Annotated in this window: 14 protein-coding genes; 3 read left to right on the top strand and 11 right to left on the bottom strand. The window is 59.1% G+C overall.

Annotated features, from left to right (window positions below):
- Positions 1-7 precede the first annotated feature (7 nt).
- Positions 8-2,020, top strand: coding sequence for a hypothetical protein (locus X566_RS18415; RefSeq protein WP_034470322.1), 2,013 nt, complete (start codon positions 8-10; stop codon positions 2,018-2,020).
- Here X566_RS18415 and X566_RS24445 read toward each other — a convergent pair.
- Positions 1,978-3,219 (bottom strand): glycosyltransferase family 4 protein, encoded by a 1,242-nt coding sequence (locus X566_RS24445; protein ID WP_081740316.1) that lies wholly within the window; start codon positions 3,217-3,219, stop codon positions 1,978-1,980. The genes X566_RS18415 and X566_RS24445 overlap by 43 nt on opposite strands.
- A gap of 62 nt (positions 3,220-3,281) precedes the next feature.
- Between X566_RS24445 and X566_RS18410 the strand changes: the two genes are divergently transcribed.
- Positions 3,282-4,634 (top strand): O-antigen ligase family protein, encoded by a 1,353-nt coding sequence (locus X566_RS18410; RefSeq protein WP_034470318.1) that lies wholly within the window; start codon positions 3,282-3,284, stop codon positions 4,632-4,634.
- Between the two features lie 6 nt (positions 4,635-4,640).
- Here X566_RS18410 and X566_RS18405 read toward each other — a convergent pair whose 3' ends face one another.
- From X566_RS18405 to X566_RS18385, 6 genes are all read right to left on the bottom strand, one after another.
- Complete coding sequence (locus X566_RS18405) at positions 4,641-6,851, bottom strand: hypothetical protein (RefSeq protein WP_152539972.1); 2,211 nt, start codon at positions 6,849-6,851, stop codon at positions 4,641-4,643.
- Positions 6,815-7,141: a hypothetical protein gene (locus X566_RS18400; RefSeq protein ID WP_034470314.1), complete on the bottom strand. Its 327-nt coding sequence runs from the start codon at positions 7,139-7,141 to the stop codon at positions 6,815-6,817. Before X566_RS18400 ends, X566_RS18405 begins: the two co-directional genes overlap by 37 nt.
- Before the next feature lie 34 nt (positions 7,142-7,175).
- A complete protein-coding gene (locus X566_RS24065; RefSeq protein WP_051444332.1) occupies positions 7,176-8,090 on the bottom strand; it encodes a hypothetical protein in 915 nt (304 codons plus the stop codon).
- A 65-nt stretch (positions 8,091-8,155) separates the two neighbouring features.
- A complete protein-coding gene (locus X566_RS25480; RefSeq protein ID WP_275451032.1) occupies positions 8,156-8,281 on the bottom strand; it encodes a hypothetical protein in 126 nt (41 codons plus the stop codon).
- A 2-nt stretch (positions 8,282-8,283) separates the two neighbouring features.
- Positions 8,284-8,790 carry a hypothetical protein gene (locus tag X566_RS18390; protein ID WP_034470312.1) on the bottom strand — a complete coding sequence of 169 codons (507 nt, stop codon included), beginning with the start codon at positions 8,788-8,790 and terminating at the stop codon, positions 8,284-8,286.
- Positions 8,791-9,258 carry a hypothetical protein gene (locus tag X566_RS18385; protein ID WP_034470309.1) on the bottom strand — a complete coding sequence of 156 codons (468 nt, stop codon included), beginning with the start codon at positions 9,256-9,258 and terminating at the stop codon, positions 8,791-8,793.
- A 216-nt stretch (positions 9,259-9,474) separates the two neighbouring features.
- On the opposite strand from X566_RS18385, the gene X566_RS18380 reads away from it, so the two are divergent.
- On the top strand, positions 9,475-10,524 hold the full coding sequence (locus X566_RS18380) for an alcohol dehydrogenase (RefSeq protein WP_034472362.1): 1,050 nt from the start codon (positions 9,475-9,477) through the stop codon (positions 10,522-10,524).
- 103 nt (positions 10,525-10,627) lie between these two features.
- On the opposite strand, the gene X566_RS18375 is transcribed toward X566_RS18380, so the two are convergent.
- The 4 genes from X566_RS18375 to mltG all read right to left on the bottom strand — a co-directional run bounded on the left by X566_RS18375 (position 10,628) and on the right by mltG (position 14,452).
- Positions 10,628-11,398 (bottom strand): SDR family NAD(P)-dependent oxidoreductase, encoded by a 771-nt coding sequence (locus X566_RS18375; RefSeq protein ID WP_034470306.1) that lies wholly within the window; start codon positions 11,396-11,398, stop codon positions 10,628-10,630.
- A gap of 107 nt (positions 11,399-11,505) precedes the next feature.
- Positions 11,506-12,150: a guanylate kinase gene (gene gmk / locus X566_RS18370; protein WP_034470304.1), complete on the bottom strand. Its 645-nt coding sequence runs from the start codon at positions 12,148-12,150 to the stop codon at positions 11,506-11,508.
- A gap of 8 nt (positions 12,151-12,158) precedes the next feature.
- Positions 12,159-13,046 (bottom strand): YicC/YloC family endoribonuclease, encoded by an 888-nt coding sequence (locus X566_RS18365; RefSeq protein ID WP_034472352.1) that lies wholly within the window; start codon positions 13,044-13,046, stop codon positions 12,159-12,161.
- A 143-nt stretch (positions 13,047-13,189) separates the two neighbouring features.
- A complete protein-coding gene (gene mltG / locus X566_RS18360; RefSeq protein WP_034470301.1) occupies positions 13,190-14,452 on the bottom strand; it encodes an endolytic transglycosylase MltG in 1,263 nt (420 codons plus the stop codon).
- Between the last annotated feature and the right edge of the window lie 118 nt (positions 14,453-14,570).

Here is a 14,570-nt window from a genome sequence, read left to right as displayed (position 1 = left end):
GTCTCGAATGCTGCGCCCCGAACCAGTAGACCCACGAGTTGCACAACGATCAGAGAACCGCCTTAACCGGATAATCCAGACTCTCGAAACCGATCCCACTTTCTGCGCGCTCTCGGCCATTGCCGCCATTCTATTTGTTGCCGTCGTCGTCTGGGTGACGCGCGCACACGTCGCGGTAGAGAGCGCTGCTTTCAGCGGCTTTTCCCCCTCTTGGCTCGCGAACCAGGTATCCGGCACGCCACCGTTCGCAGCCGATTTTCCGAATGGTGAAGCGGAAGTTCTGAAATCTCTTCCGATGCTGGTTTATCCGATCCTCGGCAAGCTCGGCGTTTCCGGCATCGGGATATTCAAAGTGATGCTATTTCTCGAGATCATTTCCGTTGCAGTTGGAGCTCTGATCGCTACGCACTTGCTCAGGCCCAATTCATCCGCTGCCCAAGGAGCGGCCGTCGCCATCACGCTGACCGCGAGCAGTCTCATCAACTGTAATTTCTCAATGTGGTGGCACCCAGTTTACGGGTCCGTTTACAGCTATGCGTATGGCCCTGGTCTAGCAGGCGCAGCCCTCCTTATCGTTGGTCGGACACGTATCGGTGCATTCCTACTAGCGCTTGCCGGAACCGCACACCCGATCTTGGGCTTGCTCATGCTTGCATTTGCTAGCTCAGCCGTTCTCGCCGATCTGAAGCGATACAAGCTTTCGGAGCTCCTCCAGTCAGCCCTGATTTTCTCCATCATCTTCCTGGGCTGGACTGCGTACACGATGCACGATGCGCGACTGTCCGGAGGCGCTATCCCCGCAGATCTGTACATCGGCCTTACGCGCTTCATGGGATCACATTGGTTCCCAATCTCGACAGGAATGTTCGGCTACCTTTACTTTATGGCGCTATCCCCGCAGACTGGCTTTCTGCTGTTGCTCGGAAAGTATCTCTACAAAGATAGCGCCTCACTTTCCGGCCTAGATCGGCAGCTAGGCATCGGTTTCTTATCGCTTGCTGCGATGACCATCGCCGGAATCTTTATCTCCGAGTACTCAGATTCTCCCTTCCTCATAAAGCTAGCCATCCACCGGGCAAACACGATCCTACTACTCTTCGGAGCGATCATCGTGGTCGCCGGACTGTGGCGAGATGCATTCAATCAAAAGATCGCACTAGCTGTCCTAGCCATCCTAGTTCTGCTCCTACCTTTCGGCACGTCATTCGGTGTGCCAGCCGCGTTGGCAGCAGCACTAACGTTACCGTCCGCCATTAATAGTTGGCGAGCAGACTTCCGAAGCCAGCGCTCTATCGTTTATTTCTTTCTCTACGCGAACTTCGCCGTCGTAGTGGCCTCTCTTGCCGCCAGAGGATTCCTTACCTCACACATCCGGGATGCCTACTTTGGAGCTGATGCCGTTAGCTCGGCCGCCGTGATTTCCCTCGCAATAGCCGCTATTCTGATCGTCGCAGCACTCGTGCTTCGCATTCGGACGGCGCTTATGGTCCTCCTCTGCTTAGGTGCTCTCTACTACGCACCGACGATCAATCTCGGCTTATCCTCCCCAAGCGCCATCAAAATCGCGCGCGATTACCTCGACGTTCAACAATGGGCTCGCAGAAATACTCCAGCAAACGCGCTGTTCATGCCGGATCCCGCCCACGCTTACGGATGGCGAGAGTTCTCCCATCGTCCCTCGTTTGGATCGCTGCGCGAGTGGCTCTACACAAATTTCGCCTACAACTCCAATAAGACGACCTTTGATGAAGGATTGCGCCGATTTTCGGAGTTCGGCTTGGATCTCAATAATTATCTAAGCATGGACCCAAATGTTGCACGCCGGGAAATACCCGACGATGTAAGACGGGTCTACTACAGCGCGCCCAAAGAATGGTTCGAACGTTTGGCTACCAAGTATCGCATAGGCTACTTCGTATTCGAACGACGACGCATTAATGGCAACATTCCCATTGAGACGACTTACGAAAACGAAAGCTATGTGGTTGGGCGTGTCGCCCCTCCGGCAACCTCGCCTTGATGCACCCGACGATAAATCTCCAGAAGACGTGCCGAGTTTGACTTTGCGCCAAAGTTTATTTCTGCAAGTGCCCGGGCATTCCGTCCCATCCTCGCCGCTTCATCTCTCCGATCTGCGAGAAAGCAGATTGCATCCGCAATCGCTTCAGGGGATTTATCGGGAACGGAAAGGCCGGTTTCTCCATGCACCAAGGTATCCGGCTTAGGATCTTTTATTGCGACGATACTTGGAACTTCTGCAAACGCGGCCTCAAAAACGGGCCTCCCTACCGCGTTCAAGTGCGACGGAAAGGCCAAAACATCGAACGCATTATAAGCGGATGTTATGTCGTTTGTCGGCCCCAGCAAATGGAAGCGCGATCCGAGACCATATGCATGGACCTTGTTTATAACATTGGTGGCCACATTCTGACCTAAACGAAACGCTCCTAACATCTTCGCTTTGGCGCTTCGGTCGTTACCAGTTACTCCACCGACAATGGCAAATTGAACATCATCCCGCCTGCTGCAAACGATCTTTGCCGCCTCAACCAGATCTTCTATTCCCTTTAACGTATGCAGACTGCCAACATATCCAACAGTGAACAGCCCTCCGGTTAGCGTTTGGCCCAACTTGTTCCGAAAGTCGGCATCTTGGACGTCGGATAGAGGAGTGAATGAATTATGTATGACATCTACATCAATATCGGCCGGAAGGGACGACCTGACCGTTTCGTCGATCGCAACCACCGCCGCCACATTCGAACGAAGCAGACAATGAATTGCTCTCGACCTTATGCTTCGCTCATCCTTACGCTGCGGCGATCTTACATGAACGATCACCGGAGCTCGGAACAGCGTCTTCGCGATTAGTCCTGGAATGATCTCTGTAATTTCATTCACGTGTATCACATCGACACTACGCCACTTCGCCTTTGCGCGGAGGATGCAAGCAAGCGTAAATGGCATGTGAAAAGCTTCTCGCAGCAGCACGAGCCAGCGAGCACCGCGATAGTGGCTATATTGCGTGTTGTCGAAGCGCGTTAACCCGCGCGTGACCACCACGTCCTTCGCGACCCGCCGGTAGTAATCGAGTGCCGTACCTTCCGCAGCTAGGAAATAGCCTTCAACAGAGCCGGAAGGCAGAGCTCTGATTGCTTCGAATAGACTTCGGGACGCGCCACCAAAAGGCCCCACCCCATCAACGTAGAGCACCCGCATGTTGATCCCACATGGAAATTTGCTAACAATCGCCTCTAATCAACGCTCATTCAAGAATCGAGATGACAATAATCCCCATCGCCCCCCAAAGCAGGTTTGCCGAAAAACTCGCTCTTGCAGCCTTCCTTATAGTTTTTCCCGGCTACTACTTCTACCATTACTTTGCTGCCGCTGGCCTGATTCCCCTGGCGATAAAAGGATGGTTTATCCTTGGCTGTCTAGCGGCTGCGGTGTCGCTTGGAGTTACGTTTCTGCTTTCAAAGCCGATCGCCGGGACGCAGTTAACGATACACGCACTGTTTGGGACTCTCGTTGCGATCATTTCTTTTTGTATCGTCTATCACTACTTTCTTGGAGAAGACTTTCAGCGAAACCCGGCAGTCGCGGTACACGCCGCAACAACCACTGTGACCCTGGTCTCACTCTACCTTATAGGCTACTTCGTCTCTGCGGCAGCTACACTACGCAATGCCACTACGATCTGCCTCTTTGCGATGGCTGGACTTGCGATTGTAGCCATCGATCCACAAACACTCCAGTTCATCGCCACCAAGCGCTTTAACGCACCAGTTGGAGTTGCGGAATACCAAGGATTCGCGCTTGCATTCGTAGCCACTGCCATTTTGGCCCTAAGCCTTAATTGGGGCTCCTGGATTGAGCCAGTAGTGTTGGCAGTTGGATTTACAACCCTTCTAATTCTTGGATCACGAAGCGACTTTTACGGATATGGCCTTCTTGTTCTGATCTGGATTGTCGTTACAGCCATTAGAGGACGCTTTCTGACCGTCGCAACAGGACTCGTCGTCCTGATCGCGCTGACTGTATCAGTACTCTACTTGCCTCCACTCATCGCGGACGTTCTTTCTGGGGCACAGCAGAAGCATGTCACCGCACCACCGACAAAGACCGATGAACCCACCGCACCACCGACAAAGACCGATGAACCCACCGCACCACCAAAGATGCAGCACGATAGATCGTCCGATTACACTCTCGATATTGCGCGACAAACGACGATTATCGACCTGTCGCAATCTGAGTCATGGTCGTTCCGAAAGCAGATGCTTACCCGCGGATGGGACGACATCAAATCGTCCCCATTTTTCGGCGTCTATGGAGGTCAGACAAAGAATAACTACCCGATCGGATCATACATCCACAATGCCCTCTCTGCATGGAGGCAGTTCGGAATTGTGGCATTTCTGGTCTACGTTACGCTTTGCGCAGCCCCTCCGTTGGTCGCCGCTCATCAGATCGTCTTGAAAGGAAAAAACGACCCTCTCTGGCTTGCAACACTCTATTTTGGCGCTTTCTGCTTATTTTTGGTCGCGACCACGAAAGCTATATTCTGGCCGCTCCCCGCACTAGGTTGGGGACTCCTCGCTCGCCGCATCGCCATCGGCCGGGTTGATTGAGTGCGACTATCCATTCCGTACCGAAATCAAAAGATTTCCAGCGACTGCAAGGTCTCCCCCACTCGAGTTAGTGAAGCCGACCTTCACCGAGTCCGGCGCCACTACGTAAGCATAGGCGACAGCAATCCCACCGAGCGGGGCGAAGAGAGGCGTCACACTTACTGCGGCCCCAACCTTCGAACCGGGGACACTGAAGTTGACATCATTGGCACCGTTGGCAGGAATGTTGGTAGAGCCGAGCATAACCTGAGTTAGAAACTCACTCAGAGATAACCGCCGAACCCGGTTTCCGTCTTTGTTCAGAACGTCTCCGCTCGCCCCTGAACCACATGCATCGGATTCGATCGTTACGACATTGTTCCGAATGTCAGGAAGGAGCGACGTTCGCTGACCTTCGTTGTTGTTGATCGTTCCGGCGACGTCGGCACTGAGGAAGCCAAACCGGATACGGCTGTCGCGGGACCCAGAGATACCGAATCCGTTGGCAAGGTTTGTCGCACATTCAATGCTAATCGAACACTGATTGTTCGGTCGCTCAAGACCGAACAGGCCAGCGCTTTCAGACTTGTCGTCTATGAAGCATGCATTCACCGTATTCTGGAGTCGCGCGCAACGAACTTTGGTTCGAAGATTCTGGCCGAAAATCCAAATCCCGCCCCCGAGGTTAGACGATGGCCGGCCAATCGTCGCAACTTCATCCAAGCTGATCTTATTGTAAGCTGAGGCATATTCGAACAGGCCAGCAAACGGCGCGCGACGGAGAACTCCGCGACCTGACACCGTGCAGCCAGTGCTCAGCACAGACCCCATGCATTGATAGAACGCAGATGGACTGCCCGTCCCTTCATCAAATTCTCCGTCGATGAGATATTCACCAGACACCTTGTGTCCGATGGCTCCAACGTGAATCACCGCATCCGTGAAGTGATTTGGAAATGCGTCAGATACGGTTACTACACTACCAACAACCGACATGACGGTAGTGACAAGAGAGTTGCTCCAGTAAACCGGCGTTCCGGAAGTATGGGATGCAGCCGTGCTGCCGTTTGCCCCACGTTGTGCAACCGTCATCACGCCTCCGGTAGAGATCGCGCCTAGGATGATCTCGTTGTCGATCTGAACGTACACATGCCCCCCATTGATAGTGTGCAAAGTGCTCCCGCTCAGATTGATCGTCAAAGTACTGGAGTCGATGTTACCCGATAGATTATAGGCGACCGTCGAATCTGCCGAGAGTCCTTCGATGGCAATACGCGCACCCACATTGAAGATTGCCGGATTATCGACCGTGACCGTCTTTTGGTTGAAGGCACCGGTACCAGTCGTCTGTCCAAGCCAACTCGACACCATCGACTTTTCAGAATCGTTCGGGCTGGCAACATTCCCAGTGATCGCGGTTAGCGGCTTTATGACAGTGCCATGCATCTCCCAATGGAGATACGATGGCCGCCGGAATGCACCGGAGCCAGCAACACCTTGGTTCATTTCTTTCCGCAACGTAAGCTTGCCGGTAATCAGGCGGATATTCGCCGCGGTAATACCATTAAACAGGTCAACTTCAGCTACCGTCTCACCTCGCCACGCGGTTGCATCGATCGTGCAGCCCGGGTAGGTTCCAGCGAGCTCGGCAATGCGCGCATTCAACGGGGATGCGATATCGCGGACATTCGTTGCATCTCGCACATCCGCCCAGTCTGCCGCCGACAGAAGCGCCTTCAGGCCAAAGGTGCGCGCCGCCACATCAGCGACAGAGACCAGCTCGTGCGCCGTCTCACCCGCATTAACCTGCAGCACCTTGCCGGCGCTACCGCTCACGATGGACGGGAGGCTAACGCCAGCTGCGGCTGCGACCGCAGCATCACGGGCATCCTCCGCGTCATCCTTCGCAGCCACCACGGTGGCTAGTATCGCGTCAGCATCAACCGCAGCCGGCGTCAAGAGTGCGTAGTGGTCAACTGACCAGACCAAGAGCTGCGGCACATCCGCCAGAATCGAGTTCGCTGAGAGATCGGTCCCGAAGGTGCTTTTGATCGGAACGGCGGGCTCGCCTTCAACGGAAATCGTGACGGGCCCCGTGTTCGTCGAAGTCGGCACAAGAATGTAGATGTGCTGTCCAGGCGCAGTCGGAAGACCTGGAATGACGGTTGCTTCGATCGCGTTCGGCGTGCCGCCGGTTACGATCAAAGCGTAATCTCCTGCGAGGTCAGCAATACGCAACCACGACCCGACTCCACTGGAACCGATTTTTTTTTGTAATAGCCGTTGTAGGCAGCCGTGCCGTCCCCGCGGACCTGAGCAAGCGAATTCGCAACCGGGACCAGATTCGCAAAAAGAGCCGCTCGCGACACATATCCCAAGCCCGATGCGGCGAAGCCTGCCGCAATTCTATCATCCATCCCCGTAAGAAGCGCCACAACTTCGCGCTTCACCGGCTTATGCGGGCCGCTTGCCGGAAGGCTCTGTACGTTAAAGTCGCGGAAGACCTCAGCTGCCGACAGATCGGTCATTTGTCATTCTCTTTCATGTAGGAACCAAGATGCGCTATCGAACCCGACGCGCGCGGATTGAGCCGTAGACGGACATGGTGCCGCCACTAAATACAGCCTGCCCTACGAAGTAGATGGTGGTCGTCACGCTTAGCGAAATTCTGACGGGGCCCACGTTGTAGGCCGGACCTGCACCAGTCGTGAATATTGTGCCGCCGTTGGTGAAGGCGGCAAAAAGGCCAGTCCCGGGAAGCGTCGCACTGGCCGTTGAAATGCCTGCTTGATGAACACTACAGCTGGTTGCAGCATCGCCCAAAAAGGCAACGGCTCCAACGACCTCATAATCCCCAGGCGCGAGAGAGATAGACGTTACGTCGGCAGCAGCCCCTGACGTAAGTGCCAATGCGGAGCCGAACCCGCGCGACGCAGATACATGCTCTCCCATATCGCCGGCTGCGGCGTTATCGTTCGTATTGGTGCCTTGAACTGGGACTCCGCCCCCACCTGATCGCGAAAGCGCCCCAGTCGTATCAGCCACGACAACCGGCGATCCTTGGATAACCTTTCCGGACGTTCCGTCGAAACGCGCCAACACATTGTCTACAGAGCTTGACGGTCCGACGACAGCACCGTCAATGTTTGCCTGCGTGATCCACCAGTTCGCGCCAACGGTCGCCTGATTGCCAGACGCCGACCCGTCCACGATACATTGCAAACGATCGCCGACCTCAACATTGATTCCTGACGCCCCTCCAATCTTGCCCGCCACACTTACGCGATAGACATATCCGGCCTCAGCGGCTGGGTAGTTCGGGTTCGCAGAGCAATCGATCGACCCTTTGAACTGCTCGGCGTTGCTTGCATTCAGCAGAGCGTCGATTGCGGACTTCACGGCGGCCTGCGTCGGCAACCTTGTCGAGCTATTCGCCGCTAACGAGCCGTCATTGTCGATGACGTTCGCGGCAAACATCGCGGTCGTTAGATTGCTGATCGTGTTGCTCGCCGCATTGATCGTCTTATTCGTGAGCGCTTCGGTCAGGCTCCCAGATAAGTGGCGACGGATGAAATCAGGATTCCGTAGTTCGCGCCACTTGCGGCGCCAGCGAGCTTGTCCGTTCCGGCTACGATCTTGTCCGGATCGTCCGAGATTTTCCCTGCCATGGTTATTCCCTGAGCAAAGCGAAGCCGTCCTCACGGACGTACAGCGAGCCGTCTTCGCGTTTTAGAATGAGCTCTTCACCTACGAACGGCGGCACCGGGGGTTGCGGAATTTCATTCTCGTCCGGGTCGTAGGCTTCGATGTCGTCTTCCGAGATGCGATTGAACTTGAAGGTGATGCGACCATTCACAAGGTCGATCTTCGTCCCGGGCTGGATCTCAATCACATCATCCTGCAGGCCGGACACGAAAGGATACTGGACCCTGACCCACCGCTCACCGAGCGCACGAAGTCCCGAAAGCCCAGTAGAGAACGAGCCCGTCAACGATGGGTTCAGCCGCTGCATGGCACGGTAGCCAAGGCGGCTTGCTTGGGAATTCGTTTGCGTCCACTTCAGGTCGAGCGTCTGCGCGCGGACAACGCCAGAAGCCGTAATCGCACCTTCATCCTGGAGCGGCTCGAGCTGCACCTGTACATAGTTTTGGTTCGGGTCCGTATAGGAGATGTCCAACTAGTTTACAGCCTGCTCGTCCGGCTGGCCGTAACTCAAGCTGAAGTCAAAAATCTCGTTCTGAGTAAGCGTGACAGTCGGTTCGCGGTACACGCCGACCTTGACGGCAAGCGTTCCGTCACCCGCCTCGGCAAGCCACCCGTCGCATGTCGCCAAGATCGCGTTGATAACGTCCTTTGGCTCGTTATCGAACTGATACCAGCCGTTCGAGGTGTAGCGCGGCTCAGTCCCTCCGCTCGCGGTTGCAACGCGCTCATCGCATAAGTCAGCCTCGGCCATCCATGCGTTAAGCACCGGCTCAATTACGGTTTCGTATTCGAGCCCGAGACCTCCGTCAGGCTCAGTGATGTAGTCGATCAGATGGAGAATAGGGTTGTAACTGATCTGCCACGTCGACGGGTTTGCGCGCGATTGAGCCGGATCGCGCGGGTCCCAGACCGGAGCGCAATCAGCAACAACGGACAGCACAGGCAGACCTCGCGGGTAAACCTGCGTTATTTGCTGTGCGGAGAACCCGGTTCCTTCGCAGTACAGCGACGCCCACGCGATCCCATTGCCCCGATGTGTCGCGCCGTCAAATAGTCCTGGAGGTCCGCCGTCGTGGAAAAACACCGGATCGGATACCGGCACGTCTCCGAAGCCAAAGCGAACTCGAACGTTTCCTGCGGGGGCATATCGACCGTCATCGATGTACGCAGACAGTCACTCGTCAAGTTCGATGCTCCGCTCTGCGAAACTGTCGTCGACACGCCGAAGCCGCAAGGGGCTGAGGTGCTGGTGCGGATCGAGCGCTGCGGCCTCTGCCATTCCGATCTGCACATCCAGGACGGCTACGCGGACCTCGGCGGCGGCAAGCGCCTCGACACCACGCGCGGCATGACCCTGCCCTTCACCCTCGGCCACGAGATCGCCGGCGTCGTCGACGAGGTCGGTCCCGACGCGCCGAAGGACATCATCGGCAAGAAGAAGGCGGTGTTCCCGTGGATCGGCTGCGGCAAATGCCGCGACTGCCTCGCCGGCGACGAGAACCTGTGCGCGCGCAACCGCTTCCTCGGCGTATCGATCGACGGCGGCTTCGCCACCCACGTCCTGGTGCCGGACGCGAAATATCTGCTCGACTACGATCCAGTGCCGGTGGACACGACGTTGATGTGCTCAGGCATCACCGCCTACGGCGCGCTGAAGCGGCTGGTCGACCGGTCGCGCCAGCGCAACCTCCTGCTGATAGGCCTCGGCGGCGTCGGCATGATGGGCCTGTCGCTGGCCCAGGCGATGTTCAAGCAGCCGATCACCGTCGCCGACCTCAATCCGGCGGCGCGCGAGAGCGCGCTGAAGAATGGCGCAGCGGTGGCCTACGATCCGTCCGAGCCTGACGTGATCAAGCGCATCCTCAAGGAGACCGACGGCGGCTTCGACGGCGTGGTCGATTTCGCCGGCAACGACAAATCGATGGGCTTTGCGGTGTCCACGGTCGCGCGCGGCGGCAAGATCGTCGTCTCCGGCTTGATGGGCGGCAACTTCAGCCTGCCGATGGTGCAATGGATCTACAAGCGCATGACCATCGAGGGCTTCATGACCGGCACGCTGGAAGAAGCCAAGGAGCTGATGGCGCTCGCCCGCGCCGGCAAGGTGAAGCCGACGCCGATGCAGGAAAGGCCGATGGGTGAGACGCAGAAGTGGATCGACGAACTGCGCGCCGGCCACGTCGTTGGCCGCATCATGCTGACGAACTGAGCCGGACAGGCTGCGAGTTCTGCCCGCACATACTGTTCAAACAAAGGCCAAGATATAAAGCGAGAGAAACGGGCAGGCTCGTCCCCTGCCCGTTTTGTCTTCATCATGCCGCGTAATAGCCGCCGTCGATGATGTGCGACGCGCCGGTCATGAACGAGGCTTTCTCCGAGCACATCCACACCACCGCCTCGGCGATCTCCTCCGGCACGCCGAGCCGGTTCATCGGCACCTTGGCCATGATCGCATCGTAGCGGGTCTTCATCGTCTCGTCGGTCATCGGCGTCTTGATGTAACCGGGATTGACGCAGTTCACGCGGATTCCATCCGGCGCATATTCCATCGCCGCCGTCTTCGTCAGCCCGACGACGCCATGCTTGGCCGACACGTAGTGCGAGGCTTTCGGCAGTCCAACTAGACCGGCGATCGAGGCCGTGTTGACGATCGCACCGCCGCCGCCCTGCTTCAGCATCTGCGCGACTTCGTGCTTCAGGCAGAGAAAGACGCCGGTCAGGTTGACCGCCAGCATGCCGTTGAATGACGCTTCGCTCAATTCGTGCGTGCGCTGACCGACCGGTCCGACCGCACTGCCGGCGATGCCGGCATTGTTGAAGGCGCAGTCGATCCGGCCGAAGGCAGCCACCGTGCGAGCGACCATCGCCGCGACGTCGGCCTCGCTCGTCACATCGCCGCCAATGGCAACCGCCTGGCCGCCGGCGGCGTTGATCAGCGCGACCGTCGCTGCCGCGCCCTCTTCCGTCCGGTCCGCCACCGCGACGCGCGCTCCTTCGCGGCTCATCGCCAGCGACGTCGCCCGACCGATGCCGGACGCACCGCCGGTGACCAGCGCCGCCTTGCCCTCGAGAATTCCTGCCATGATGCCCTCTTCTTGTTGGTCCGACCGGTACAGCCGCGCGCGGCGGACGACACGGCCGGATCAGGACATCCTAGGAGTTCGGGCAGAGCGTGCAAGCAGCGGTAGCGCTACGTCTCGAGCTGTTTCTGCAGGCCGCGCACGAAGGCAGTCAGCCCGACGCGCCGCTCCCGCTTCAGCCGCTCGGCCTGCAGGATCGATTTCACCTCGGCAAACGCTTCATCTACCGCATGGTTGATGACGATGTAGTCGTACTCGGCCCAGTGGCTCATCTCGTGGCTGGCGCGGCTCATGCGGCCGCGGATCACCTCATCCGAATCCTGCGCGCGGCTATGCAGCCGCTTCTCCAGGTCGGCGGCCGAGGGCGGCAGGATGAAAACGCTGACGACGTCGGCCCGCGCCTTCTCGCGCAGTTGCTGAGTGCCCTGCCAGTCGATGTCGAACAGCACGTCCTTGCCTGCGGACAACGCCGCCTCAACCGGCGCGCGCGGCGTGCCATAGAAATGATCGAACACCGGCGCATGCTCGAGCAGCTCGTTGTTCTTCACCATTGCATCGAAGCGCTGCTTGTCGATGAAGTCGTAGTCCTTACCGGGGACCTCGCCCGGCCGCATCGGCCGGGTCGTCACCGACACCGACATCTGCAGCCCCGGCACATTGCGCATCAGCTCGCGCGCCAGCGTCGTCTTGCCCGCGCCCGATGGCGACGACAGCACGAACATCAACCCGCGCCGTTCCACTCCGTCGCCTGCCATGACCCTGCTCACTCCAGATTCTGAACCTGCTCGCGGAACTGCTCGACCACGGTCTTCAGTTCAAGACCGATGTTCGTCAGTTCGACGTCGTTGGACTTCGAGCAAGTGGTGTTCACTTCGCGGTTGAATTCCTGCGCGAGGAAATCGAGCCTGCGGCCGACCGCCCCGCCCTTGCCGATCAGCTCGCGCGCCTGCGCCACATGCGAACCGATACGATCGAGCTCCTCGCGGATGTCGGCGCGGGTTGCGATCATCAGCGCCTCCTGATGCAGCCGGTCCGCATCGAACCGCTCACTCGCCTCCAGCAGTGTCGCGATCTGTTCTGCGAGCCGCGCCTTGATCGCCTCCGGTTGCCGCCCGGGCGCGGTGTCGGCCCGCTTGGCCAGGACCGCGATCTCGTCCAGCCGTGCCGACAGGATCGCCTGCAGCGATGCGCCCTCGCGATGGCGCATCTCGATCAGCCCGGCGAGCGCTGTGCCGAAGGCCGCCAGCACCGCCGCCTCCGCCGCGCTGCGCTCATCGTCCGTCTCGTCCGGCTCTGACACCTCCAGCACGCCCTTGATCGCCAGGATGCCGTCCACGGTCGGGGGCGGAGCCTTCAGCTTTGCCGACAGCGCGGCTGCGACCTGCATCACCGAGCCGAGCACCTCCTCGTTGACGCGGATCACCGGCGCCGCGTCGGCGCGTTTCACCGTGAGATTGGCGTAGACCGTGCCGCGCGCCAGCCGCTCCGCTGCGCTCTTACGCACCGGCGCCTCGATTGCGTCGAAACCGGATGGCAGCCGCAGCCGCAGGTCGAAACCCTTGGCATTGACCGAGCGCAGCTCCCATTCGAACGTATAGGCGCCGTACGCCCCGTGGCTCCGTGCAAAGCCGGTCATGCTCGACAGTGCCATCAATGCGTACCCCGTGTGCGTATTGCGAAACACCGGCGGGTCGCGCCTGCGCACGAACCGATCCGCGCGCACCGCCTCGTCTTCTGGCACGAACCGCCGCACACGGTTTGCACGGCCGCAGCGGCCGGGTCAACGGCCGGCGGTCAGCGCTGGACGGTCGGCGAAGAACTTGTGGAATTCTGCGCTGTCGGTGGCGTTCTCGCAGCTCCGCCATTGCGCTTCTTCGCGGCAGCCGGCGCTGGCTTCGCGCCGGGATCGGCCTGCGGCGCGGCATCGGCAGCCGACGCATCGTCCGCCGGCTCGACCGTATCGACTGGCTGCTGCTGTTGCTGCTTTTCCAGCGCCCGCAGCTTGCCGACGTTGCGCTGGTGCGCGTCATAGGTCTCGGTAAAGGTGTGGCCGCCAGTTCCGTCCGCCACGAAGTACAGTTCGCGGGTGCGCGCCGGGTTGGCGGTGGCCTCCAGCGAGGCTCGTCCCGGATTGGCGATCGGGCCCGGCGGCAAACCCTCGATGACATAGGTGTTGTAGGGCGTCGGCTGCTGGATCTCGCTGCGCTTGATCTGACGGCCAAGCGTGCCTTTGCCGCCGACCAGGCCGTAGATGATGGTCGGGTCGGATTGCAGCTTCATCTTCTGCCGCAGACGATTGGCGAACACGGCGGCGACGCGGCTACGCTCGTCGGCGCGGCCGGTTTCCTTCTCCACGATCGACGCCAGCGTCACGAGCTGCTCGACCGAGCGCACGGGGACGTCCGGGCTGCGGCGCTCCCAGATTTCGGTGAGCGCACGCCGCTGCGCCTGATGCATGCGCTGCAGCACCTGCTCGCGCGAGGTGCCGCGCTCGAACTTGTAGGTTTCCGGCAGCAGCGTGCCTTCGCGAGGGATTTCCTTCACCTGCCCCGACAACACGTCGCTCTCCATCAGCCGGCCGACGATCTGCTCCGAGGTCAGCCCCTCCGGAATCGTCAGCGTATGCTGGACCACCTTGCCGGAGACCAGCGTATCGATGACGTCGCGCAGGTTGGCGCGCTTCTGGAACTGGTACTCGCCCGCCTTCAGCTCGGAGCGTGCCTTCATCGCCACGACGCTGCCGAGGAACGCCCAGCGGTTGACGTCGATCACACCCTCGCGCTGCAGGATGTCGGCGATATCGCCGGTGCCGGCGGTGCGCGGAATGTTGACGATCTTGTCTGCGGTCAGCGGCCCTGGCGCTTCGAGCGCCTGCTTGCCGTAATAGTAGGTGCCGCCTGCCCCGAGCATCAGCAGCAGGATGATCGTGAAGATGGCGTTGCCGGCAACCACCAGCGGATTGCGCGCCCCACGCGACCGTTTCGGCGGCGGCGGCAACTGTTCGGGCTCAAGCGCCGCGCGCGGGCTGCGTGGCGATATCGGCGGCCTCTCAGTCATCCTTGACCTGACCCTGATTTCATCTGCGCGGCAGGCGCCATATTCGACGCACCCCCACCACTCAGTCCTGAGCGACGTTATCCCGGAATATGGCGAAAGGGTGAAATTCCCGCCATTT

Source organism: Afipia sp. P52-10, from assembly GCF_000516555.1.
GTDB lineage: Bacteria > Pseudomonadota > Alphaproteobacteria > Rhizobiales > Xanthobacteraceae > P52-10.
Note: the sequence above shows the minus strand (reverse complement) of the source record. Positions and strands in the feature narration are given on the sequence as shown.

Coding starts and splice junctions, on each gene's coding strand:
- gmk (WP_034470304.1), bottom strand. CDS start 12,150: ATGGCAGGCGACGGAGTGGAACGGCGCGGGTTGATGTTCGTGCTGTCG.
- X566_RS25480 (WP_275451032.1), bottom strand. CDS start 8,281: ATGGCAGGGAAAATCTCGGACGATCCGGACAAGATCGTAGCCGGAACG.
- X566_RS24445 (WP_081740316.1), bottom strand. CDS start 3,219: ATGCGGGTGCTCTACGTTGATGGGGTGGGGCCTTTTGGTGGCGCGTCC.
- X566_RS18365 (WP_034472352.1), bottom strand. CDS start 13,046: ATGGCACTGTCGAGCATGACCGGCTTTGCACGGAGCCACGGGGCGTAC.
- X566_RS18415 (WP_034470322.1), top strand. CDS start 8: ATGCTGCGCCCCGAACCAGTAGACCCACGAGTTGCACAACGATCAGAG.
- X566_RS18400 (WP_034470314.1), bottom strand. CDS start 7,141: ATGACCGATCTGTCGGCAGCTGAGGTCTTCCGCGACTTTAACGTACAG.
- X566_RS18410 (WP_034470318.1), top strand. CDS start 3,282: ATGACAATAATCCCCATCGCCCCCCAAAGCAGGTTTGCCGAAAAACTC.
- X566_RS18375 (WP_034470306.1), bottom strand. CDS start 11,398: ATGGCAGGAATTCTCGAGGGCAAGGCGGCGCTGGTCACCGGCGGTGCG.
- X566_RS24065 (WP_051444332.1), bottom strand. CDS start 8,090: ATGTTTGCCGCGAACGTCATCGACAATGACGGCTCGTTAGCGGCGAAT.
- mltG (WP_034470301.1), bottom strand. CDS start 14,452: ATGACTGAGAGGCCGCCGATATCGCCACGCAGCCCGCGCGCGGCGCTT.